General features: G+C 70.2%; 19 protein-coding genes and 1 pseudogene. 7 read left to right on the forward strand and 13 right to left on the reverse strand.

Features of this window, described 5'->3' with window-relative positions; genetic code table 11:
• Positions 1 to 370 (forward strand): annotated as a pseudogene (locus tag A33M_RS10925) (ISAs1 family transposase); the annotation flags it as partial.
• A gap of 163 nt (positions 371 to 533) precedes the next feature.
• Here the strand turns inward: A33M_RS10925 and A33M_RS22340 are convergent.
• Positions 534 to 974, reverse strand: coding sequence for a GNAT family N-acetyltransferase (locus A33M_RS22340; protein WP_008386938.1), 441 nt, complete (start codon positions 972 to 974; stop codon positions 534 to 536).
• A 267-nt stretch (positions 975 to 1,241) separates the two neighbouring features.
• Positions 1,242 to 1,844: a hypothetical protein gene (locus tag A33M_RS10935; protein ID WP_192814105.1), complete on the reverse strand. Its 603-nt coding sequence runs from the start codon at positions 1,842 to 1,844 to the stop codon at positions 1,242 to 1,244.
• Between the two features lie 265 nt (positions 1,845 to 2,109).
• Between A33M_RS10935 and A33M_RS10940 the strand changes: the two genes are divergently transcribed.
• The 3 genes from A33M_RS10940 to groL all read left to right on the forward strand — a co-directional run bounded on the left by A33M_RS10940 (position 2,110) and on the right by groL (position 5,171).
• A complete protein-coding gene (locus A33M_RS10940; protein ID WP_008386942.1) occupies positions 2,110 to 2,688 on the forward strand; it encodes a peptidoglycan-binding domain-containing protein in 579 nt (192 codons plus the stop codon).
• 428 nt (positions 2,689 to 3,116) lie between these two features.
• Entirely contained in the window at positions 3,117 to 3,413 is a 297-nt protein-coding gene (gene groES / locus A33M_RS10945; protein WP_008386944.1) for a co-chaperone GroES, read from the forward strand.
• A gap of 117 nt (positions 3,414 to 3,530) precedes the next feature.
• Positions 3,531 to 5,171 (forward strand): chaperonin GroEL, encoded by a 1,641-nt coding sequence (gene groL, locus A33M_RS10950; RefSeq protein WP_008386945.1) that lies wholly within the window; start codon positions 3,531 to 3,533, stop codon positions 5,169 to 5,171.
• Between the two features lie 155 nt (positions 5,172 to 5,326).
• Here groL and A33M_RS10955 read toward each other — a convergent pair whose 3' ends face one another.
• The 5 genes from A33M_RS10955 to rfbC all read right to left on the reverse strand — a co-directional run bounded on the left by A33M_RS10955 (position 5,327) and on the right by rfbC (position 11,294).
• The gene (locus A33M_RS10955) at positions 5,327 to 7,498 is read right to left on the reverse strand and encodes a glycosyltransferase family 2 protein (RefSeq protein WP_192814106.1); all 2,172 of its coding nucleotides are present in this window, start codon (positions 7,496 to 7,498) and stop codon (positions 5,327 to 5,329) included.
• 257 nt (positions 7,499 to 7,755) lie between these two features.
• Complete coding sequence (gene rfbA / locus A33M_RS10960) at positions 7,756 to 8,679, reverse strand: glucose-1-phosphate thymidylyltransferase RfbA (protein WP_008386947.1); 924 nt, start codon at positions 8,677 to 8,679, stop codon at positions 7,756 to 7,758.
• Positions 8,676 to 9,563 (reverse strand): dTDP-4-dehydrorhamnose reductase, encoded by an 888-nt coding sequence (rfbD, locus tag A33M_RS10965; RefSeq protein ID WP_040620195.1) that lies wholly within the window; start codon positions 9,561 to 9,563, stop codon positions 8,676 to 8,678. Before rfbD ends, rfbA begins: the two co-directional genes overlap by 4 nt.
• 1 nt (position 9,564) lies before the next feature.
• On the reverse strand, positions 9,565 to 10,638 hold the full coding sequence (rfbB, locus tag A33M_RS10970; RefSeq protein WP_008386949.1) for a dTDP-glucose 4,6-dehydratase: 1,074 nt from the start codon (positions 10,636 to 10,638) through the stop codon (positions 9,565 to 9,567).
• A 14-nt stretch (positions 10,639 to 10,652) separates the two neighbouring features.
• Positions 10,653 to 11,294: a dTDP-4-dehydrorhamnose 3,5-epimerase gene (gene rfbC, locus A33M_RS10975; protein WP_008386950.1), complete on the reverse strand. Its 642-nt coding sequence runs from the start codon at positions 11,292 to 11,294 to the stop codon at positions 10,653 to 10,655.
• Between the two features lie 132 nt (positions 11,295 to 11,426).
• Here rfbC and A33M_RS10980 point away from each other — a divergent pair, with 132 nt between their 5' ends.
• Positions 11,427 to 12,335, forward strand: a complete 909-nt coding sequence (locus A33M_RS10980; RefSeq protein ID WP_008386951.1) for a metallophosphoesterase family protein — start codon at positions 11,427 to 11,429, stop codon at positions 12,333 to 12,335.
• Here the strand turns inward: A33M_RS10980 and A33M_RS22345 are convergent.
• From A33M_RS22345 to aceB, 4 genes are all read right to left on the reverse strand, one after another.
• The gene (locus A33M_RS22345; protein ID WP_008386952.1) at positions 12,321 to 12,896 is read right to left on the reverse strand and encodes a hypothetical protein; all 576 of its coding nucleotides are present in this window, start codon (positions 12,894 to 12,896) and stop codon (positions 12,321 to 12,323) included. The two genes, A33M_RS10980 and A33M_RS22345, sit on opposite strands and share 15 nt — an antisense overlap.
• 113 nt (positions 12,897 to 13,009) lie before the next feature.
• The gene (locus A33M_RS10990) at positions 13,010 to 13,255 is read right to left on the reverse strand and encodes a hypothetical protein (RefSeq protein WP_008386954.1); all 246 of its coding nucleotides are present in this window, start codon (positions 13,253 to 13,255) and stop codon (positions 13,010 to 13,012) included.
• 239 nt (positions 13,256 to 13,494) lie between these two features.
• On the reverse strand, positions 13,495 to 14,427 hold the full coding sequence (locus A33M_RS10995) for a TorF family putative porin (protein ID WP_008386956.1): 933 nt from the start codon (positions 14,425 to 14,427) through the stop codon (positions 13,495 to 13,497).
• A gap of 659 nt (positions 14,428 to 15,086) precedes the next feature.
• Complete coding sequence (gene aceB, locus A33M_RS24895) at positions 15,087 to 16,721, reverse strand: malate synthase A (protein WP_083850424.1); 1,635 nt, start codon at positions 16,719 to 16,721, stop codon at positions 15,087 to 15,089.
• Between the two features lie 25 nt (positions 16,722 to 16,746).
• Here aceB and A33M_RS24900 point away from each other — a divergent pair, with 25 nt between their 5' ends.
• Both A33M_RS24900 and A33M_RS24425 read left to right on the forward strand, forming a co-directional pair.
• Positions 16,747 to 18,012 (forward strand): hypothetical protein, encoded by a 1,266-nt coding sequence (locus A33M_RS24900; RefSeq protein WP_157223431.1) that lies wholly within the window; start codon positions 16,747 to 16,749, stop codon positions 18,010 to 18,012.
• Between the two features lie 87 nt (positions 18,013 to 18,099).
• On the forward strand, positions 18,100 to 19,200 hold the full coding sequence (locus A33M_RS24425) for a hypothetical protein (protein ID WP_192814107.1): 1,101 nt from the start codon (positions 18,100 to 18,102) through the stop codon (positions 19,198 to 19,200).
• Positions 19,201 to 19,295: 95 nt separating this feature from the next.
• On the opposite strand, the gene glcF is transcribed toward A33M_RS24425, so the two are convergent.
• Positions 19,296 to 20,606, reverse strand: coding sequence for a glycolate oxidase subunit GlcF (glcF, locus tag A33M_RS11015; RefSeq protein WP_008386965.1), 1,311 nt, complete (start codon positions 20,604 to 20,606; stop codon positions 19,296 to 19,298).
• Positions 20,607 to 20,700: 94 nt separating this feature from the next.
• Complete coding sequence (locus A33M_RS11020) at positions 20,701 to 21,933, reverse strand: FAD-binding protein (protein WP_040620221.1); 1,233 nt, start codon at positions 21,931 to 21,933, stop codon at positions 20,701 to 20,703.
• Positions 21,934 to 21,986: the final 53 nt, after the last annotated feature.

A 21,986-nucleotide genomic window follows, 5' to 3' on the forward strand; every position in this document is an offset into this window, starting at 1 on the left:
GCGGACGATGCTGCCGTTCGAGAAGGGGATCCCGTCGCACGACACGCTCGAGGACGTGATGAATGCGCTCGACCCGGCGAGGTTCTCCGATTGCTTCGTCGCCTGGGTGGAGAACCTGCGGGAGGACGAGCCCGACATCGTCGCGCTCGACGGCAAGACCTCGCGCCGGGCCAGGCGCGGCGAGGCACATCCGCTGCACGTGGTGAGCGCCTGGGCGAGCCGGCAACGGCTGGTCCTCGGCTAGCAGGCAGTCAACCAGAAGTCGAACGAGATCGTCGCGATCCCGCTGCTGCTCGAGCGCCTGCAGCTCACCGGCGCCCTCGTCACCATCGACGCGATGGGCTGCCAGACCAAGATCGCCGAGAAGATCCCGCGGGCGAGAGCGAGAGCGTCAACGACCTCTACAAGAGCCTCGGCCGCATCGCGAGCCACACGGTCCCGGTCGCCCGCGAGGTCGACTGGCCGAATGGGACCGGTGCTTCCCGGATCAAGCGGCTGGACGCGCGAACCCGGCCGAGCGGACGCGTCCGCCCTCAGCCGACGCGCTTGGTCATCACCGCGGCGGCGGCGCCGGGGAAACGGGCCGCGACCGCCGGCGGCAGCGCGTCGGGCGGGCACGGGGCATAACCGAGATCGCCGAAGAAGGCGTCCTCGCCCGAGGGGGCGACATAGAGGTCCTTGCAGCCGAGCGCGACGGCCTCGCCCTCGAGTGCCTCCGCCATCGCCCCGCCGAGGCCGCGGTGGCGCACCAGCGGCAGGGTGACGAGGCGCAGCAGCCCGGCGTCGCCGGCCACCTCGATGCCGCCGAAGCCGACCGGCACGTCGTCCTCCTCGAACCGCCAGAACCAGCGGCCCGGGGCGTCGACGTCGACGTCGTCGGAGCGCAGCCCCGAGCGCTGCAGCGCCGACCTCACGGCGTCGCGCTCGAAGCGGGCGAGCGGCAGCCACAGGAGATTTCGGTGGGTGGCGGTCATGGGGCGGCTCCTCGACTTCCCGGCTCGACGTCTTCCCGGCTCGACGCCGCGTCGGACCGTCCGGGACCGGCGACGATGGCGCGACCATCGGCCGGCACGAAGCCCCACGATCGCGTGCGGCGCGTCACCCGGCAAGGGCGTCGTGCGGGAACGCGAGCATCGCGCGAAAACGGTGAGCGGCCGGTTGCGTGCCGGCCGCCCTTTTTCTGTGGTTCTGGCGTGCTCTTTCCTGCGCGCAAAAGGCCGGGGATTTGCCGGCGCGCCGGATCAGCGCGGGGTGGCGGGCACCGGGGTGGCGGCGGCCGGCGCCGGCTGACGGGCCGGCGGGCGCGGCGGCGCGGCACGCGAGGAGCGGGTGGCGGTCCCTTCGGCGCCGCAGCGCACCAGGACCTGGATGCCGTAACGGCCGGCGACCTCGGGATCGACCCATTTGAGCACCAGCACGCGGCCGTCGAACGACACCACCTCACGGTCGTCGGCGTCGCCCGATTGCGGGCTCGGGCCGATGTACGACTTGCCGTCGTGGCTCCCCTTCACGAACATGTCCTGCACCTTCGGGTCGTCGTGGCCGAGCATGGCCACGCCGATCGAGCTGCGGTTGATCACATAGGGGTTGCCGCACTGGCTGCGGGCGGCCGATTCGGTGCGGGCGCGGTCCTCGGGCCGGTGATAGGCGGCGAGCCCCCAGCGTCCGACCAGATTCTCGGGCGGGATGCTCGACGGCGGCGCCGGCTCCGGCGGCGGAGGCGCCTCGGGTTGGCTCGGACCGGAAAAGGACGGGAGGTTGAAGCCACCCCCGCATCCGGCGAGGGCGAGAACGGCCGTCAGCGCGAATGCCGCGCGCACAGGGCCGTCGAACGAACCGGGCATGACGGTCTCCGACTTGAAGGCGCCCACTCTGGGGGGCGGAAGAATCCGGCGCAAGCGCTTCTTTACCGCCCGGATGCGGCGGGGACGAGCCCATATCGCCATGACGCATCGGAGATGGGCGATTCGATGACGTCCGCGGCAACGGGAAATGCCCGGTACCGCGCCGACACCACCGAGGCGAGAAGAACGATTCGGCGATCGGCGGGTTGGCCCACGCACCAGACGGCTCGCACGGAGCCGCAAATCGCACCCAGGGAGACCGACGATGCAACGCATTCTTCTCGCGACGGCCGCCGCGGCGCTCTTGTCGCTGCCGGTTCACGCCCAGCAACCGAGCCAATCCGGCCAATCGCAATCGGGCCAATCCTCGGTCCAGAAATCCGGCCAGACGTCGGGCCAGAGCCAGACGCAGAACCAGAACCAGAACCGGAATCAGCAGTCGCAGGCCGGCCAGGGCCAGAGCGGGTCGCAGAACCAGGCGGCGAACCAGCAGCCGGTCGACGCCACCCAGCTCAGCCGCAGCCAGATCAGCCAGATTCAGAAGGCGCTCAACAAGAAGGGCTTCAGCTCCGGCGACGTGGACGGCCAGTGGGGCCCCGACACCCGCGCCGCGCTGGAGAACTTCAAGCGCCGCCAGGGCTACGCCACCGGCGAGAACCAGCTCGATCCGCGCACCCTGCAGGCGCTCGACCTCGACGCCTCGCAGTTCCGCAGCGATCGCTCGACCACCACCGGCCAAGGGGGCTCGTCGAGCGGCGGCGCGTCGGGCTCGATGAACGATCGCAGCGGCTCCGGCTGGTCCGGGCAGTCCGGGCAGTCGGGCCAGTCCGGCGGCAACCAGTAAGCGACCGGGTCCGCCAGCGACCGACGAGCGACCCGCCAGGGTCGACAACGGGACGTTTTCGTCCGGAAGCCGTGGCGCACCCGCCGCGGCTTCTTTTTTCGTCCTTTTTCGAAACTTTCGGTTCTGGTCGTCTTCGTCCGGCCGTCTTCGTCCGCCCCTTTGCGCCCGGGCGGTTCCGCGCGGCTGCCCGCGAGCGGCAGCCCCGGCCGGCGGCACGACGATCCCGACCGCGTGGCCGCCTTAACCATGCGCCTGCGGCATCCCCGCGCCGACGCCCGCGCAGACCGCCCGGCGTCTTGACACCCCGGACCCGACCGCCTATCTGCGGGCCAGCTTTGGCACTCTCCCCGTCGGAGTGCCAAGCCTTCTCAACCGAGTGAAAAAACTCAACCTGAAGCCACGTTGGTGGCGACGAGGATACACGATCCATGGCGAAGACCAAGTTCCGCCCGCTGCACGACCGGGTCGTCGTGAAGCGTATCGAGGCCGAGGAGAAGACCGCCGGCGGCATCATCATCCCGGACAGCGCCAAGGAGAAGCCGAGCCAGGGCGAGGTGATCGCGGTCGGCCCGGGCGGGCGCGACGAGGCCGGCAAGCTGATCCCGATCGACCTGAAGGTCGGCGACAAGGTGCTGTTCGGCAAGTGGTCGGGCACCGAGGTGAAGCTCGACGGCGAGGATCTCCTGATCATGAAGGAGAGCGACATCATGGGCGTGGTCGGCTGATCCGGCGCTCGCCGGACCGACGACATCCCCCGCGTCCGCCGTTCGCTCGAGGGCTGCGCGCCCCGTGCGCCGCCGCGCGACGACGGACCTGACGAGAAGAATTCGGAGCAAGCAAACATGGCTGCCAAAGACGTCCGCTTTTCCACCGAGGCGCGCGACAAGATGCTGCGCGGCGTGGACATCCTCGCCAATGCGGTGAAGGTGACGCTCGGCCCCAAGGGCCGCAACGTCGTGATCGAGAAGAGCTTCGGCGCCCCGCGCATCACCAAGGACGGCGTCACCGTCGCCAAGGAGATCGAGCTCGAGGACAAGTTCGAGAACATGGGCGCGCAGATGGTGCGCGAGGTCGCGGCCAAGACCAACGACCTGGCCGGTGACGGCACCACCACCGCGACCGTGCTCGCCCAGGCGATCGTCAAGGAAGGCGCCAAGTCGGTCGCCGCCGGCATGAACCCGATGGACCTCAAGCGCGGCATCGACATCGCCGTCGCCGCGGTGGTGAAGGACATCGAGAAGCGCGCCAAGAAGGTCGGCTCGTCGGCCGAGGTCGCGCAGGTCGGCACCATCTCGGCGAACGGCGACACCGCCGTCGGCGAGATGATCGCGGGCGCCATGCAGAAGGTCGGCAACGAGGGTGTGATCACCGTCGAGGAGGCCAAGGCGCTCGACACCGAGCTCGAGGTGGTCGAGGGCATGCAGTTCGACCGCGGCTATCTCTCGCCCTACTTCATCACCAATGCCGAGAAGATGACCGCCGAGCTCGAGGACGCCTACGTCCTCCTGCACGAGAAGAAGCTGTCCGGCCTGCAGGCGATGCTCCCCGTCCTCGAGGCGGTGGTGCAGTCGAGCAAGCCGCTCGTCATCATCGCCGAGGACGTCGAGGGCGAGGCGCTGGCCACCCTGGTGGTCAACAAGCTGCGCGGCGGCCTCAAGGTCGCGGCGGTCAAGGCGCCGGGCTTCGGTGATCGCCGCAAGGCGATGCTCGAGGACATCGCCACCCTGACCGGCGGCCAGGTGATCTCGGAAGACCTCGGCATCAAGCTCGAGAACGTCTCGATCCAGATGCTCGGCCGGGCCAAGAAGATCATCATCGAGAAGGAAAAGACCACGATCGTCGACGGTCAGGGCGACAAGGCGGCCATCGAGGCGCGGGTCGGCCAGATCAAGGCGCAGATCGAGGAGACCTCCTCGGACTACGACCGCGAGAAGCTGCAGGAGCGGCTCGCCAAGCTCGCCGGCGGCGTCGCGGTGATCCGCGTCGGTGGCGCCACCGAGATCGAGGTGAAGGAGAAGAAGGACCGCGTCGAGGACGCCCTCAACGCGACCCGCGCGGCGGTCGAGGAAGGCATCGTCCCGGGCGGCGGCGTCGCCCTGCTGCTCGCCAAGAACTCGGTCGGCAAGATCACCAACGACAATGCCGACGTGCAGGCCGGCATCAACATCGTGCTGAAGGCGCTCGAGGCCCCGATCCGTCAGATCGCCGACAACGCCGGCGTCGAGGGCTCGATCGTGGTCGGCAAGATCCTCGAGAACAAGTCGGAGACCTTCGGCTTCGACGCGCAGACCGAGCAGTATGTCGACCTGGTCGAGAAGGGCATCATCGACCCGGCCAAGGTGGTGCGCACCGCGCTGCAGGACGCCGGCTCGGTCGCCGGCCTCCTGGTGACCACCGAGGCGATGGTCGCCGAGCTGCCGAAGAAGGCGGCGCCGATGCCGCCGATGCCGCCCGGCGGTGGCATGGGTGGGATGGACTTCTGATCCACGCCCGCACGACACGAGACGAGGAGGCCGCCCCACCCGGGCGGCCTCTTTTTTTGTCGGGTGCACCCGTGCTCGACGCCGGCGACCACGACCCGCGCCCGCGCCCGCGCAGGATCACGCGGGTTGCCGCGCTCCCGACGTCGACAAGACAATTACGCGCACTCGTCGACCGCGATGGAGAAGTCGGTCGTCTTGCGGGTGAGGTGCGGCGAGTAGCACGGGTCGTGCTCGAACACCATGCGATGGCGGAGCAGCATCGCATCGGTCTCACGTGCCCACCGATCGATTTCGTCGACGCTATTCTCTCGACCTCGGCTCGCCGATTCGAGATGATAAAGCTCGGCGAACGGCGTGAAGACGTTGCGATAGCCCTTCGCCTGCACCCGCAGGCAGAGGTCGATGTCGTTGTAGGCGACCGGCAGGGCCTCGGCGTCGAACCCGCCGACCTCGTCGAACACCGCCCGGCGCATCAGCAGGCACGCCCCGGTCAGCGCGGAATAGTTCGAGGCGACCCGCAGCCGCCCGAAATAGCCCGAGGCCGTGCGCGGCTGATGCAGGAAGACGTGATTGGAGAAGCGTCCGACCCCCATCACCACGCCGGCATGCTGGACGGTGTCGTCGTCGTAATAGAGCTTGGCGCCGACGCAGCCGACGCCCACCTGGGAGGCGTAGCCCACCATGTCGGCGAGCCAGTCGGGCGAGATCACCTCGGTGTCGTTGTTGAGGAAGCACAGATACTCGCCGGTGGCGAGCGCGGCGCCGCGATTGTTGACCGCCGAGTAGTTGAACGGCCCCGGCACCGGCACGATCCGGATGCGCGGGTCGCTCGCATAGGAGGCGAGCAGCGCCCGGGTCTGCGGATCGGTCGAGTCGTTGTCGAGCAGCAGAAGCTCGTAATCGTCGTAGCGGGTGCGCTCGCGGATCGAGGTGATGCAGTTGCGCAGGAGGTCGGCGCGATTGCGGAACGGAATCACGATCGAGACGCGCGGCGGCGGATCGGGCAGCACGTAGCGCACCCGGTAGCCGGCGCCGGGCACCACCGACACCTCCGCCCGCACACCCGTTCGTGCGAGATGGCCGGCGAGCGCGCGCCGCCCCGCCTCCAGCCGCAGCCCGTCGTCCGGATCCTCGCCCGCCGCGCCACAGCCGATCCGCCAGTGATAGAGCACGAGCGGCAGATGCGCGATCCGGCCCGGATCGTCCAGCCGCTCGAGGATGCGCAGCACGAGGTCGTAGTCGTGCGCCCCGTCGAACGCGGCGTCCCAGCCGCCGGCGCGATGCACGACGTGCGACCGGCACACGGTGAAATGGTTGAAATAGTTGTAGGAGTAGAGCAGGTCGCGGGAGAAGTCGGGCTTGAAGTAGGGCGTGCCGCGCCGCTCCTGGCGATCGATCCGGTCCTCGTCGGTATAGAGGAGCGCGGTCTCCGGCGCCTGCGCGAGGGTGCCGCTCACCACCTCGATCGCGCTACGGGCGAGCCGGTCGGTGGCGCCGAGCCAGCCGGCGAACGGCGCGTCGGCGAGCGCGAACGCCGCAGCCGTCGCTGCCGCCGGGCCGGCGCGGCGGTCGAACGAGACCACCCGCACGTTCGCCATGCTCCGCGCGTCGTCGAGAATCTGCCGCACCTCCGGGTCGGCCGAGGCGTCGTCGCCGATGCAGAGCTGCCAGCCGCCGGTCGTCTGCCGCTTCACCGAGTCGATCGCCGCGGCGAGCAGATGCGGCGGCGGATCACGGACCGGCAGCAGCACGGCGATGGTCGGCCGCGCGGCCGCGATCACCCGCAGGTCGGCGAGCGCCGCGGTGGTGAGGGCGGGCTCGCGAATCTCGATCCAGCGGTCGTAGTCGGCATCGGACGGCGTCGGAAAGCTGCGGAAGAAGGCGAACGGCCGGTGCGGGCGGAGCATCGACACCACCCAGGGCAGCGCGTGCCGCAGCCGGCCCTGGCGCACCGCCTGCCACAGGATCTCGGCCGCCGACAGCGGCCGCAGCGTGGCGGTGAGCGGCGCGGTGCGCGGATCGGCGAACTCGACCCTGATCGAGAGGCGTGCGACCGCCCGGCCGAGATGGACGTAGCCGCGGAACCCCTCGCGCCACACCAGCGTGCGCAGCGAGCCCAGCGCCTTGCCGGCCTGGTCGATCGCGTCGAGCGCCACGCGCTCGATGTTCTCGTGCCCCGCGACGATCTTGATGCGGTACCAGCCGTGGATGCCGGCCTCGTGCAGGTCGAGGGCGATCTCGCGCCGCCGATCGGACGGCGAGACGGTGCCGTCGCTGCCGTCGGCGCCCTCGTTCTCCGACGGCACCGGCGCGCGAGCAGCCTTCACGAGATCGATCCGCCGGCGGATCATGAAACACCCGGTCCCCGCTCGACGTCCTTTCACGGGCAAGCCACGTTCCGGCAGCGCGAGCGCTGCAGCCTGAACGATCAATACCCTACTCGGTTACACCGTGACGCGAGCGACTTCAATCGAATGTGCGGCCCGCGGGTGGGAGCGGCCAGGGAAACGCCGGATCTTCACCGCGGATCTGCACGAGGAGAGTCGGGCGAGCGACATCGTCGCGCCGTCGCCCGGGCGAAACTCTACGAGGTCGCGACCGGCGAGCCCACCGGTGCGGCGCCGCGATCGGGGCGGGCCCCGCCGTCCTGCGCGAGACGTGCGAGATACGCCCCGTAGGCGGTCTTGTCGAAGCGGCCGGCGAGCGCGAGCAGCGCGTCGCGGCCGATGAAGCCTTTCTGGTAGGCGATCTCCTCCGGGCAGCCGACCAGCAAGCCCTGGCGCGCCTGGATCGAGCGCACGAACTCGGACGCCTCGAGCAGCGAATCGTGGGTGCCGGTGTCGAGCCAGGCATAGCCGCGGCCGAGCTTGACGACGTCGAGCGCGCCCATCTCGAGGTAGCGCCGGTTGACGTCGGTGATCTCCAGCTCGCCGCGCGCGGACGGCTTCAGGTCGGCGGCGATGTCGAGCACCCGGTTGTCGTAGAAATACAGGCCGGTGACCGCCCAGGGCGAGCGGAAATCCTTCGGCTTCTCGATCAGCTCGGTCGGCCGGCCGTCGGCATCGAACACCACGACGCCGTACTGGCTCGGCTCGCGCACGAAATAGCCGAACACGGTGGCGCCGGCGTCCGATTCCGCGGCGCGCGCCAGCTCGACGCTGAGCCCGTGGCCATAGAAGATGTTGTCGCCGAGGATCAGGCACACCTTGTCGTCGCCGACGAAGTCGCGGCCGAGCACGAAGGCGTGGGCGAGGCCGATCGGCTTGTCCTGCACGACGTAGTTCAGCCGGATGCCCCACACCGCGCCGTCGCCGAGCAGGCGGCGATAGAAGTCGAGATGCTCGGGCGTCGAGATCAGCAGGATGTCCTTGATGCCGGCCAGCATCAGCACCGACAGCGGATAATAGATCATCGGCTTGTCGTAGACCGGCAGGAGCTGCTTGTTGACCGCGAGGGTCGCCGGATAGAGCCGGGTGCCGCTGCCGCCGGCGAGTATGATGCCCTTCATGCTGCGTCCTCGATGGCCGCGAGACGCGCGAGCGTCGCGGCGAGCGCCGTCTTCCAGCCGGGCTGCGCGACGCCGAAGCGGGCGACGGTGTCGCTGCAGTCGAGCCGCGAATCGGCCGGTCGGCGGGCAGGCGTCGGATACTGGTCGGTCGTGATCGCCGCCACCTCGGGAAGACGCGGAAGCCGCCCGGCGGACTGCGCGAAAATTTCGCGGGCAAAACCGCACCAGGTGGTGTCGCCGGCACTGGCGAAGTGGAACGTGCCCCCCGGCGCATCCGGATCGCGCGCGAGCGTCTCCGCGATCACGAGGCAGGCGCGGGCGAGATCGGCCGCCGCGGTCGGGCAGCCGCGCTGATCGTCGACCACGGTGAGCTTTTCACGCTCGGCGCCGAGGCGGAGCATGGTCTTGAGAAAGTTCTTGCCGAACGGGCTGTAGAGCCACGACGTGCGGACGATCGCGTGGCGCGGATTGTTTTCGCGCACGGCGCGCTCGCCGGCCTCCTTGGAGGCGCCGTAGACGCCGAGCGGGGCGACCGGATCGTCGGAGCGATAAGGCGCGCCCTTGCTGCCGTCGAACACGTAGTCGGTCGAGACGTGCACGAGAGGCGTTCCCGTCCGCGCCGTCGCCTCGGCCAAAACTCTCGGCGCCTCGGCATTGATCGCGAAGGCGAGGTTTTTCTCGCGCTCGGCCTGATCGACCGCGGTGTAGGCGGCGGCGCAGATCACCGCGTCCCACGGCTTTGCGGCGACAGCTGCCGTGATCGAGGCGGCGCTCGTCAGATCGACCGTCTCACGTCCGGGTGCGGCGATCCGCACGCCGTCGCCGGCGGCGAGCAGAATCTCGCGGCCGAGCTGGCCCGTTCCGCCGAGGAGAAGGACATTCATGTCATCGTCCGGCGGTCGTCGCCAGCCCACGGCGGGCCGCGGCGTCGTGGGTCTTCACCAGCGGCTCCCACCAGGCGCGATTGTCGAGATACCAGCGCACCGTGCGGGCGAGCCCGGTCTCGAACGATTCCTGCGCCCGCCAGCCGAGCTCGCGCTCGAGCTTGCTGCAGTCGATCGCGTAGCGGAAATCGTGGCCCGGCCGGTCGGCCACGAACGTGATCAGCTCGCGGTGCGGTTTTTCACGCGGCGCCAGGGCGTCGAGCGTGGTGCAGAGCGTCTCGACCACCTCGATGTTGCGCCGCTCGGCGCCGCCGCCGACATTGTAGGTCTCGCCGACTTTTCCGCGCGCCAGGACGGTCGCCAATGCGCGCGCGTGATCCTCGACATAGAGCCAGTCGCGCACGTTCTTGCCGGCGCCGTAGACCGGCATCGGCTCGCCGTGCAAGCCCTTGATCAGCGTCAGCGGGATCAGCTTCTCGGGAAACTGCCGCGGGCCGTAATTGTTGGAGCAGTTGCTGATCACGATCGGCAGGCCGTAGGTGTGGCCCCAGGCGCTGACCAGATGATCGGACGACGCCTTGGAGGCGGAGTAAGGCGAGCGCGGATCGTAGGGCGTGGTCTCGGTGAACCGCCCCTCCTCGCCGAGCGCGCCGAAAACCTCGTCGGTCGAGACGTGATGGAAGCGGAACGCGTCGGCGCGGTCCTTCGGCAGCTTGCGCCAGTGCGCAACGGCGGCCTGCAGGAGCGTGTAGGTGCCGACCACGTTGGTCGTGATGAAATCGGCCGGGCCGTCGATCGAGCGGTCGACATGGCTCTCGGCGGCGAGATGCATCACCGCGTCCGGATCGAACGCGGCAAAGAGTTCCGCCATGCGCGCGGCGTCGCAGATGTCGGCCTGGGCGAAGCGGTAGCCGGCATGGCCGTCGAGCGCGGCGAGCGAGGCGAGATTGCCGGCATAAGTGAGCTTGTCGACCACCAGCACCGCGGCGCCGAGATCACGCACCAGATGATGCACCACCGCCGAGCCGATGAAGCCCGCCCCGCCGGTCACCAGAATACGAGTGTCGCGCAGCATGGTCTCCTCGGGGCTCAGAGGGCGAGCGGCCGCAGCGGGGCGCCGTCATAGGCGAACGGGCTCGCAAAACCGTCGAGCGCGGGATAGCGGGTGTCCTTGTCGGAGAGGCACGCCTCGCCGGCCGGCACCGGCCAGTCGACCGCGATGGTCGGGTCGTCGAAGCGGATGCCGCCCTCGGTCTCCGGCGCATAGAAGTCGGTCACCTTGTAGGCGACCACCACGTCGTCGGTCAGCGTGCAGAAGCCGTGCGCGAATCCCGCCGGGATCCACAGCTGCCGGCCGTTGTCGGCGGTGAGCTCGGCGGCGACGTACTGCCCAAAAGTCGGGGAGCCGCGGCGGATGTCGACCGCGACGTCGAGGATGGCGCCCTTCGCGGCGGAAACGAGCTTGCCCTGGGCGTGCGGCGGCGCCTGAAAGTGCAGGCCGCGAATCGTGCCGCGCTTGGCCGACCACGACTGATTGTCCTGCACGAAGGCGACGCCGATGCCGTGCTGCTCGGCCAGCCGGCGGGCGTTGTAGGTCTCGGAAAACCAGCCGCGCGCGTCCTGGAACCGGCGCGGCACCACGAGGCACGGCAGCCGGCCCGCGTCCTCCGGCGCACCCGCCGGCCGCGCGGCGGCCAAAACCTCCGTGGTCGCCCCCGATCGCTGTTCCATCGCCGCCTCACCCCCGTTGGAGGTTATGCTTAGCGCCGTCGCTTTCGACGGACAAGCACCCACTCGTGCAACCGCGGCGCGGCAAGACCACTCGAACGTGACGACCCGGCGGAATTTTGCGATAGCGGGCGGATGTACGTCCTCGCCCATCTCACCGATCCGCACATCGGCCCGCTGCCGCGGCCGCGGCTGCGCGAGCTCGTCTCCAAGCGGCTGATCGGCTACCTCAACTGGCGGCGCAACCGCGCGCGCAGCCACCGTGTCGACATCCTCGACGACCTGATCGCCGATCTCGCGACCCAGCCGCACGACCACACCGCGGTGACCGGCGACCTCGTCAATCTCGCGCTGCCCGGCGAGTTCTCCCACACGGCGGAGTGGCTCGAGGCGCTCGGGCCGCCGAACGACGTCACCTTCGTGCCCGGCAATCACGACGCCTATGTCCGCTCGGCAATCGACCGCTGGGACCAGCACTGGGACGAATTCATGTGCGGGGACAAGGAGGCGATCGAATCGCTCGGGCCCCGCTTTCCGTTCGTGCGACGCCGCCCGCCGGTGGCGCTGGTCGGCCTGTCGAGCGCGGTGCCGACCGCCGCCTTCCTCGCCACCGGCCTGCTCGGCCGCGACCAGATCGAGGGCCTCGAGACCCGGCTGAAGGCGCTCGGCGACGACGGCCTCTTCCGCGTCGTGCTGCTGCACCACCCGCCGCACAAGACCGCCGCGAGCCGCCACAAGCGGCTGGTCGACGCCGCGCCCTTTCGCCAGGCGCTGGCCCGCGCCGGCGCCGAGCTGGTGCTGCACGGCCACGACCACGTGCACGCGCTGATGTGGCTCGACGGGCCGAGCGGGCCGATCCCGGCGGTCGGGCTGCCATCGGCCTCCGCCGCGCCGGACGGCAAGAAGCCGCCCGCCGCCTACAATCTCTATGGCATCGAGGGCGAGCCGGGCGCCTGGCGCTGCACCATGACGACGCGCGGCTTCTCCACCGCCACCGCGCCGATCGGCGAGCTCGGCCGCCGCGTGCTGCTACCCGCCGGATAGGCCGAGCGCGACCACGAAGGCGGCGACGAATACCGTGGCGACGCCGAGCAGCATGCCGAGCACGACCAGCCCCACCGCGCCGAGCAGGCGCCGCCGGCGCGCCCGGCCGGAGCCGTCGAGGAAACCCTCGCGGGTCTCGCCGAGCGCCCGCTCGCGCTCGACCAGCCGCCGGGCGACGTAGCGGGTGACCGCCGCGACGATCTCCGACAGCTCGGGCGACTCGGCCGAGACCTTGCGGCCGATCCGGGTGTCGTGGAGAAAGCGATAGGTGCGCTTGTCGCGCGCCATCGCCACATGGGCGACCGCGTCGATCCACAGCCGCGGCGTCGCGCCGGTCGAGATCGCCGGGTCGAACAGGTCGACCTCGTCGGGAATCTCGGCGAACACCGGGGCGAGCGCCTCCAGCAGAATCTCCAGCCGGGCGACGTCGGCGTCGCGCAGATCGACCACCACGCCGGTGCGCTCGGCCGCCTCCAGGCGCGCCTCGCGGAGGGCGGTCCGCAGCCGGGGCGGAGCCGCCTCGTCCGTCCTCGCGGCGGCCGGGCGCTTGCGATGCCACATCGGCAAAAGGTTAACGAAACGCGAACGGGCTGGCAACTCGGGCGCGACCGCCCGGCGCGCAGGGCGGCAGCGGCAGGCGGACGGCCGACCGGCGGCGAAGGCCGGAAACGGGCTCACTCGACGAATTGCCAGGCGGTCCAGCCGGGCGTCGCCGTCTCGGCGGCCGGCTCGAGGGGCGTCTCGGCGGCGGTGACGGCGGGCCCGACGGCGAGGTCGACAGCGACCGCGACCACCGCGTCGGGCTCGTGCCGGTGAGCGGTCGGATGCCAGTGGCGGGCGTGGGCCCGGAAGAACGATTCCTCCGCCGCCCGGTCGTCCTTGCTCCACGCGAAGTGCGACGTCTTGTGAGAGCTCAGCATGGCGCCCTCTCGCGACTGTGGTTGCACGCCTCCCCGTCTCTCCATCGTAGGCGGCGAGCGTCACCGCTCCGTCGCGAAAACCCGCTCGAGTCGAACGATTCCGCGCCCGGCCCGATCGGCTTGCGGCCGCGCTCACCCGCGGGGAAACCGCGCGGGCGGCGCACCAAAAGAGAGAGGCGACGCTTCGGTGAAGCGCCGCCCCTCGGGACTTCGACGAGAGAGACCGGAGGTCGTCCGGCTCACTTCAGAGAGAGAATGGACGTGTCGAACGACAGCTTCGCCACGAAGGTCTCGCCGCACCAGTTGGAGCCGAGACCGAGAGTACCCCTCGACGCATCCGGATCGCCGGTCAGCACGAAGCAGTTCTCTTCCGACAGGTCGGTGTCGATGTAGCGCAGGTCGAGCGTGAACGCCTTCCAGGTGAAGCCGAGGCCGACGTTCCAGGTGGTGTAGCTCGGCAGATCGACCGCCGGCGTATAGACCAGCGGAATGACGTCGGTGGTGCCGAGCTCCTGGCGGCCGATCTCGCCCGACACATAGGCGCCGACGTCGTAAGGCAGCATGCCGGCCGGCGCGGTCAGCTTGGCGGTGGCCGAGAAGTAGGTCCCGTCCGCGCCGGTGTTGAGGAAGCTCGGCGTGTAGAAGACGTTGCCGCCGATCGCGAAGAAGTCGTTGATGGTCCAGGTGACCTTGCCATAGACCTCGTAGAAGTTCTGATCCTTGAGGGCAGGCACCAAGAAGTTGACGAGCGGATCACCGTAGGGCGCATAATAGCTATTGGATCCGTCCGGATAGGCGTAGTACCAGAAGCCGAAGTCGAAGGCGAGCGGGCCGAAGGTCGGCCGGAAGCCGCCATAGACGTCGATCTCGGCCGCGGCGTCGTTGGCGAACTTGATGCTCTCACCGGCGACGCCGGCATAGAGCTGCAGGTTCGGCAGCACGTTGTAGCGCGGCTCGACATAGGCGGCGACCGAGCCGCTGCGGGCCGACTGGCTGATGCCGCGGAAGACGTAATCCGTCATCAACGCGCCGCCGAAAGCGACGTCCCACGGGCTGACGACCGGCGGCGCGACCATCGGCGGCGCCTTGACGGCCAGATCGGCAGCGAACGCGGAGGTGCCGATACCGGCGACACACGCCGCAGCCACGGTGGCCAGAGCGATCTTCTTCATGAGAGCCCCCTATCCTTTGCGAGGCGGGCCGTGAGCTCGCCTCGCCAAATCCCCCAGTGATCTCCCGTCGTGACGACGGTGGCGAAATCGAGGATCATAAACTCATACGGGACATGTGCACGGCAAGGTAAATCCATTTGCAATTGCACAATGCTCGAGCAGACGCCGTCTGATTCCTAGAGACGTTGCAAATTGGTCACATTCGTCACCCGGAAAGCCCACTTTTTCTAAGTGATTTCCCGTATTTCTGCGGCGAAAACGGCGGCGAAGGGGCGGTCGCCGGCTCGACTCTGGCGGCCGTGCGGCACCCGTGAGGCCGGTCGGCGGCGGGCGGACGACGCGAGGAGCCGGCCCCGCACGCGCTGCGCCACGGCGCTCGACACGATGCTCGGCACGGCGCTCGGCGACGCCGGCGAAGGCGGCTCGCACCGCACCCTCGGAGTGTCCGCGCGGGCCGACCTCGCGAGAGCGAGGCGCGAGGCGCGACGGGTCGCCGTGCCGCGCGCGGCCCGGGCGAAGGTTCGGGCGAGATTTCGCGCGGGAGAGGGTGTGGCGCTGGCTTGGCCCGAACGACGGATGCCCGCAGCGAGCGCGGGCATCCGGTGCATCGATCGGTCGATCGTTCGGCGTGCGGACGGGCGGCGGCCCGGCCGGTCGCGTCAGGCGATCAGCTTGTAGGCCGGCAGCGTGAGAAAATCCTCGAACTCCGGCGCCAGCGACAGCCGCTTGAAGAGGTCGATCGCCTCGGGGAAGCGGCCGGCGTCGTAGGCTTCCGCGCCGATCTCCTCCTTCACGCGGTCCATCTCCTCGCCGAGGGCCGTTTCGAAGAATTCCGGCGTCACCGCGATGCCGTTCTCCAGCACCGCGCCGTATTGCAGCCACTGCCAGATTTGCGCACGAGAGATCTCGGCGGTCGCGGCGTCCTCCATCAGATTGTAGATCGGCACCGCGCCGCGGCCGCGCAGCCACGCCTCGATGTACTGCACGCCGACCCGGATGTTGAGGCGGAAGCCGTCCTCGGTCTTGGTGCCTTCATGGATGCGCAGAAGATCCTCCTGGCCCACCACCACGTCGTCGCGCTGGCGGTCGACCTGGTTCGGCTGCGGCATCAGCCGGTCGAACACCTCCTTCGCCACGGGGACGAGATCGGGATGCGCGACCCAGGTGCCGTCGTGGCCGTCGTTGACCTCGCGCTCCTTGTCGGCACGCACTTTTGCGAACGCCGCCTCGTTGGCCGCGGGGTCGTTCTTGATCGGGATCTGCGCCGCCATGCCGCCCATCGCGAACGCGCGGCGACGGTGGCAGGTCTTCACCAAAAGCGTCGCATAGGCGCCGAGAAACGCCTTGCCCATCACCACCTGTCCGCGGTCGGGCAACACATAGTCGGCGCGCTTGGCGAGCTTCTTGATGAACGAGAAGATGTAGTCCCACCGCCCGGCATTGAGGCCGGCGGCGTGGTCGCGCAGCTCGTAGAGGATCTCGTCCATCTCGAAGCCGCCCGGCAAAGTCTCGATCAGCACGGTGGCCTTGATGGTGCCGTGCGGAATACCGAGCTTCTCCTGCGCGTGGACGAACACCTCGTTCCACAGGCGCGCCTCGAGATGCGACTCGAGCTTTGGCACGTAGAAGTACGGCCCGGTGCCGCGGGCGAGCAGCGTCTTGGCGTTGTGGAAGACGTACAGCCCGAAATCGAACAGCGCCGCCGAGATCGGCTCGCCGTCGACGGTCAGATGCTCCTCCACGAGATGCCAGCCGCGCGGCCGCACGATCAGCACCGCGGGCGTCTCGCCGAGCGCGTAGCGCTTGCCCGAGGTCTCGTCGGTGAAGTCGATCTTGTCCTCGAAGCGGTCGCGCAGATTGATCTGGCCCTCGATGACGTTCGCCCAGGTCGGCGAGTTGGCGTCCTCGAAGTCGGCCATGAAATGCGTCGCGCCCGAGTTGAGGGCGTTGACGATCATCTTGCGGTCGACCGGGCCGGTGATCTCGACGCGGCGATCCTGAAGATCGGCCGGGATCGGGCCGACCGTCCAGTCGCCGTCGCGGATCTCCTGCGTCTCGGCGAGGAAATCCGGCAGCTCGCCGGCGTCGAAGCGGGCCTGCCGCTCGCGCCGCGCCTCCAGACACTCGCGCCGCCGCTCCTCGAATTTCCGGTGCAGCTCGGCGAGGAAGGCGAGCGCGCCCGGCGACAGGATCTCGGTGTAGCGCGGTCCCATGCGACCCTTGACGGCGACGCCCTGCGGTCCGCCGGCCTTGCGCGCCGCAGCGCGCGGACGCGGTTTCGTCTCGGGACGCAGCGCCGAGGTCGACCGCGGTGCCGGCTTGATCGCCGAGGACCCGGCCTCACCGACCGACGACACCGCCCGGCGCACCGCCCGCTTGACGCGGCCGGCCGCGCGCTCGCGCGACAGCTCCGCGGCGGAAAGCCCCGTGGCGTGCGCCGGCGGCGTCGCCGAGGTTCTGCCCTTCGTCCCGCCGGAGGCTCGCCTCGTGGACGCGCTCGTCTTGGACGCGCTCGTCTTGGACGCGCTCGTCCTGGACGGGGGCGACGCGGAGGCCGGCGGCTTTGATGCGGGCGACTTGGAGGCGGGCGTCTTGGACGCGAGCGTCTTGGAGGCCGGCTTGCGGCCGGGCTTCGACGGCGCCGCCGCGACCGCGGACTTGGACGCGGACTTGGACGCGAACTTGGACCCGGACTTGGACCCGGAGTTGGCCGAGGATTTGGTCGCGGGCGTCGTTGCCGCACGGGCCTTTCCGCGGGCGGCGGTCGTCGGTGCGGCGGCCGACCGGCCGGTCGTCACGGCGGCGCCACGGCGGGCGCCGGTGCGCGCCGGTGCAGCACTGCGGCCGGTGGAGCGGCCGGCCGAGCCCGACGCGGCCGTCCGACCACGCGTCGCCTTGGCGGTCGCGCCCTTCGCGGTCGCGCTCTTGCCGGCCGCCGGCTTGCCGCCGACCGACTTGCCCGTGACAGACTTGCCGGCCGAACGCCCCGTCGCGGGTTTTGCAGCCGTGCGCGCGGTCGCCGGGCGGCCGGCGGTGCGGGCCGGCGCCTTCGCCGCGGCGGCGCGCTTGCCGCCTCGCTTCGCGGCGCCCTCGGCCGGAGCCGCGGCGGACGACGTGCGCGCGGCCTTGCCCGCCTTCACGGGCTTCGCAGCCTTTGCCGCCTTGGCGGACTTCGCCGTCGCGGACTTGGCGTCCTTCGCCTTGGCGCCCGACTTCGCCGCCGACTTCGAAGCTGCCTTGCCCGCCGCCTTGGATTTGGACGGGGTCTTGCCGACGCTCTCGGCCGCACGCTTGCCGGTGCCCGCCTTCGCGACCTTGCCCTTGGCGGGCTTGTCCGTGGACTTGCCCGCCGCCGCGGCGGCGGCGCGCTTGCCCGCGGATTTGCCTGCCGACTTGCCGCCGGCCTTCGGCGCCGCGCTCCGCGACGCCTTCGCCCCTGTGCGCTTCGTCTCGCCGACGTCCGCCGCTGCCGCCGCGGAGCGCGCCGTCTTGCTGCGCTTCGGCTCGGCGACCTTCGACGCGATCTCCGCGTCGGCTTTCTTGTTCTTCTTGCTCGAACGACGACTCGTCTTCGCGGCCATGTGACCTCTTCGCTGGTCTCTCGGTCCTTACGGACTCTGTTGCTCGGTCTCGCTGCTGCCCGCGAGGCTCTGGGCGGGCGGCGGCGGGGGGGTGACGTCCGCCGGAACGGACGGAACGGAAACGGGACGCCGGGCGGCGCGGCGCGGCTTTGCGGCGAGCGCCGGCGGCTCCATCGGCGGCACGGCGGGCGGCACCGGCACCGCGATCGAGGCCGGAGCGGACGGTGCGGCCGCGACGCGCTGGCGCGGCGGGCGGGCGGATTTCGCGACCACGGCGGCGACGGGCGTGGCGGCGGCCGGCGCCGGGCTTTTCTCGCTCGCGCGCGCGGCCGAGACCTCGACCGGCTTCGCGACCGTGCTCTTCCGCTTCGCGGAACTCTTCACCGGGCCTTTGGCCGAACTCTTCGCCGAACTCTTGGCCAAACCCTCGGCCCTGCTCTCGACCTCCGCGCGCACGCCGCCACGCGCGGTGCGCGCCGGCGTGGTGCGCGCGAGCTTGCGCGCCGGAAGCTCGCTCGCCGCGGCCTTGCTCGCCCGCACCGTGCCGACACTCGCCTTGCCGGCGGATTTTGTCCGCACGCTCGTCGCCGACGCTTTTCCGCGGGATGCCGCGGTCTTCGGTGCAGCAGCTTTGGATGCGGCGCCCTTCGACGCGGCTCCCTTGGGCGCGGCCGCTTTGCGCGCGGCGGGCTTGGTGATGGTCTTGGCGATGGTCTTGCCCGCGGCCGTCTTCGTCGTGGCCGTCTTGCCCGCCACGGACTTGCCTACCACGGACTTGCCCGCCACGGACTTGTTCACCACGGACTTGCCTACCACGGACTTGCCGGCCCCCTTGGCGGCGGTCCCCTTCGCAGCGGATTTCGGCGCCGCCACCGTCGCGGCCTTGCCGGGCTTCGACCCCTTTGCGGCCTTCACGGCCTTCTCGGGCTTCGCCGGCTTGGTCGCCGTGCTCGCCTTCGCGGCGGCGCCCTTCGAAGCCGTCACGGACTTCCCCGCCCGCACCTTGGTCGCCCGCACCTTGCTCGTCGGCCCCTTGCTGGTGCCGGCCATTTCACGCGCGGACTTGGTATTCACGGTTTTGGCAAACGCCTTCGGCGTCCTCTCCTCGGCGGCGGTGTCGGACTTCGCCTTCGACGGCGCCTTCACCGCCTTCGCTGCCTTCGCCATCATCGTTCTCCCGATCGTGAGCTGAGTTCGACTGTCGATACCGACCACGACCGTCGGACGGTGGTCCGCTTCGGCGAGAGCGCGGACCGAACCACCGCCCTCGTTCCGGACACGCCGGACTCACCCATTCTCGCGACGCTCCATGGCCAACGGCGCCGATCCTCCGGTCGCCCAGTCGACCAGCTCGACCGGATGCACGACCGGGATTGTCGTCCCCGATGCGATCTGTGTGATGCAGCCGAGATTGCCGGCCGTGATCACGTCGGGCACGATCCTCTCGATAGTCACGATCTTGCGCTCGCGCAACTGATTTGCCAACTCCGGCTGGAGCACGTTGTAGACACCGGCGGAGCCGCAGCACAGATGCCCGTCGGGCACGTCTCTCACGACGAAACCCGACCGCTCGAGAACCTCCTTCGGCTCGCGAACGATCTTCTGTCCGTGCTGCAACGAGCACGGCGCGTGATGCGCGACGACCAGCGGCGGACGCCCGACCGACTTCAACGGACCGATCGCGTAAAGCACCTCCGAGATGTCGCGCACCTTCGCCGCCACCCGCGCGGCCTTGTCGGCATAAGCGGGGTCGGTGCGCAGCATGTGGCCGTAGTCCTTCATCGTGGTGCCGCAACCGGACGCCGTCACGGCGATCGCGTCGAGCCCCGCGCCGTCGATCTCGGCGAGGAACGCATCGACGTTCGCCCGCGCGGCGGCGAGCGCACGCGCCTCGTCGCCCATGTGATGGGTGACCGAGCCGCAGCAGCCCTCGCCCGCCGGCAGCACCACCTCGAAGCCGTGCCGTGTCAGCACGCGGATCGCCGCGTCGTTGATGTTCGGCGCCATCACCCGCTGCACGCAGCCCGACAGCAGCGCGATGCGGCCGCGCGGCGCGCCTTCGGCCGGAAACACCCGCCGTCCGGAGGGTGCGGGCTTTGCGAGCTTGCGTGGCGCCATCCGCACGAGCGCCGCGAGCTCGCGGCCAAAAATCCGCTCGACCAGCGACACGAACGGGCGCGCAAAACCCGCGCCGGCACTCGCCATCCGAAACAATGTCGGGCTCGGGATCACCCGCGTGAGCAGCGCGCGCAAAAAGCGGGCACGCAGCGGGCGGGTGTGGGTCTCGGCGACGTGGACGCGGGCGTGGTCGACGAGATGCATGTAATGCACACCTGCCGGACAGGTGGTCATGCAGGACAGGCAGGAGAGGCAGCGGTCGATGTGCTTCACCTCCTCGGCCGCGGCCGGGCGGTCGTTCTCCAGCATGTCCTTGATCAGATAGATCCGCCCGCGCGGGGAATCGAGCTCGTCGCCGAGCAGCACATAGGTCGGGCAGGTGGCGGTGCAGAAGCCGCAATGGACGCACGCCCGCAGAATCCGATCGGCGTCGGCGATGGCGGGATCGGCGAGCTGCGCGAGCGAGAACTCGGTTCTCATGTCACCCTTTCTTCACACCCCTGCCCCGATGGATTTTGCGGACGGCGGCCGCCGTCCGCCGTGTCGTGCCGCGTGCACTCGCACTCCCTCCCGCTCACACCCCCGCCCACATGCGGCCGGGCTCGAGAATGCGGGCCGGGTCGAAGCTCTCCTTCACCCGCTTCGTCAGCGCGGCGAGCGGGGCCGGCTGCGGCTCGAACACCGAAACCGCCGCACGCACCGCCGCCGGTGCCCGGATCAGGGTCGCGTGGCCGGTGCAGCTCGCGGTCGCCGCCCGCACGATCGCCGCGCCGGCGTCGTCGGCGGGCGCGAGCGAGGCCCAGACGAGGCCGCCCGCCCAGTCGAACAGAAAGTCCGCGTCGGTGCGCGCGGCGACGATGTCGGCAATCTCCGGGCCACGCGAGGGCACGGTGGAGATGCGCCACACCGGCCGCGCGGCGTCGGCCCCGCCGGGCGGGGCGGCGAACGGCGTCACGTCGCGCACCGTCCGCCACAGCGTCGCGGAGGCCGCCGCGTCGAGCTCGCCGAGCGAGCCGCGGCTGTCCAGGAGCCGCAGCAGCATCGCCTTGCGATGCGCGACCGAGGGCGCCACGCCTTCGAGCCGCAGCGCGGTGACCGAGTGTCCGGCCGGCAGCACGCCGTCGGTGCGCGCCGCCACCGGTCCCGGCAAATGCGCGGCACCCGACACCTCGAAGGGCGAGCCCAACGCTGCCGCTATCGCCGCCACCGCGCTCGCCGGATCGAGCCCGAGCACCAGGATGGTCGCCTCGGTCTCGGGACGCGGCAACACCTTGATGGTGACGTCGGTCGTCACCGCGAGCGTGCCGAACGAGCCGGCCATCAGCTTGGAGAGGTCGTAGCCGGTGACGTTCTTCACCACCCGGCCGCCCGACTTGAAGGTCTCGCCGCGCCCCGACACCGCGGAGAAGCCGAGAAAATGGTCGCGCGCGGCGCCCGACACGATCCGGCGGGACCCGGAGAGATTGACCGCCAGCACGCCGCCCAATGTCCCGGTGCCCGGCGCGCCACCGAGCAGCGCCGAGAGGTCCGCGGGCTCGAAGGCGAGCTGCTGGCCGTTGTCGGCGACGAGCCGCGCGATCTCGGCGATCGGCGTGCCGGATCTGGCCGACAGCACCAGCTCGTTCGGCTCGTAGAGGGTGACGCCGCAAAGCCCCGAGAGATCGAGCGTGGCGTCGACCTGCGACGGCCGGCCGAGTGCGCGCTTGGAGCCCGTCCCGATCACCGCGAGCGTCTTCTTCTCGCCGTGCGCCCAGCGCACGGCCTCCTCGACCTCTCCGGCATTTTTCGGCGCGAGCGTGTGCGTCATGTGGACGGATCCCTTGCCCGATCGATCGTCGGAATCGGATTTGCTCGGCGGGT

This window comes from Rhodovulum sp. PH10, from assembly GCF_000293785.1.
Classification (GTDB): Bacteria; Pseudomonadota; Alphaproteobacteria; order Rhizobiales; family Xanthobacteraceae; genus Rhodoplanes.

Excerpts from the sequence above, each read along its gene's own strand:
- A33M_RS22345 (WP_008386952.1), bottom strand. The coding sequence starts at position 12,896 with ATGTGGCATCGCAAGCGCCCGGCCGCCGCGAGGACGGACGAGGCGGCT.
- A33M_RS11020 (WP_040620221.1), bottom strand. The coding sequence starts at position 21,933 with ATGACGCACACGCTCGCGCCGAAAAATGCCGGAGAGGTCGAGGAGGCC.
- rfbA (WP_008386947.1), bottom strand. The coding sequence starts at position 8,679 with ATGAAGGGCATCATACTCGCCGGCGGCAGCGGCACCCGGCTCTATCCG.
- groL (WP_008386945.1), top strand. The coding sequence starts at position 3,531 with ATGGCTGCCAAAGACGTCCGCTTTTCCACCGAGGCGCGCGACAAGATG.
- A33M_RS10940 (WP_008386942.1), top strand. The coding sequence starts at position 2,110 with ATGCAACGCATTCTTCTCGCGACGGCCGCCGCGGCGCTCTTGTCGCTG.
- A33M_RS10935 (WP_192814105.1), bottom strand. The coding sequence starts at position 1,844 with ATGCCCGGTTCGTTCGACGGCCCTGTGCGCGCGGCATTCGCGCTGACG.
- rfbD (WP_040620195.1), bottom strand. The coding sequence starts at position 9,563 with ATGAATGTCCTTCTCCTCGGCGGAACGGGCCAGCTCGGCCGCGAGATT.
- groES (WP_008386944.1), top strand. The coding sequence starts at position 3,117 with ATGGCGAAGACCAAGTTCCGCCCGCTGCACGACCGGGTCGTCGTGAAG.
- A33M_RS10995 (WP_008386956.1), bottom strand. The coding sequence starts at position 14,427 with ATGAAGAAGATCGCTCTGGCCACCGTGGCTGCGGCGTGTGTCGCCGGT.
- A33M_RS22340 (WP_008386938.1), bottom strand. The coding sequence starts at position 974 with ATGACCGCCACCCACCGAAATCTCCTGTGGCTGCCGCTCGCCCGCTTC.
- A33M_RS10980 (WP_008386951.1), top strand. The coding sequence starts at position 11,427 with ATGTACGTCCTCGCCCATCTCACCGATCCGCACATCGGCCCGCTGCCG.
- glcF (WP_008386965.1), bottom strand. The coding sequence starts at position 20,606 with ATGAGAACCGAGTTCTCGCTCGCGCAGCTCGCCGATCCCGCCATCGCC.
- rfbC (WP_008386950.1), bottom strand. The coding sequence starts at position 11,294 with ATGGAACAGCGATCGGGGGCGACCACGGAGGTTTTGGCCGCCGCGCGG.
- rfbB (WP_008386949.1), bottom strand. The coding sequence starts at position 10,638 with ATGCTGCGCGACACTCGTATTCTGGTGACCGGCGGGGCGGGCTTCATC.
- A33M_RS10990 (WP_008386954.1), bottom strand. The coding sequence starts at position 13,255 with ATGCTGAGCTCTCACAAGACGTCGCACTTCGCGTGGAGCAAGGACGAC.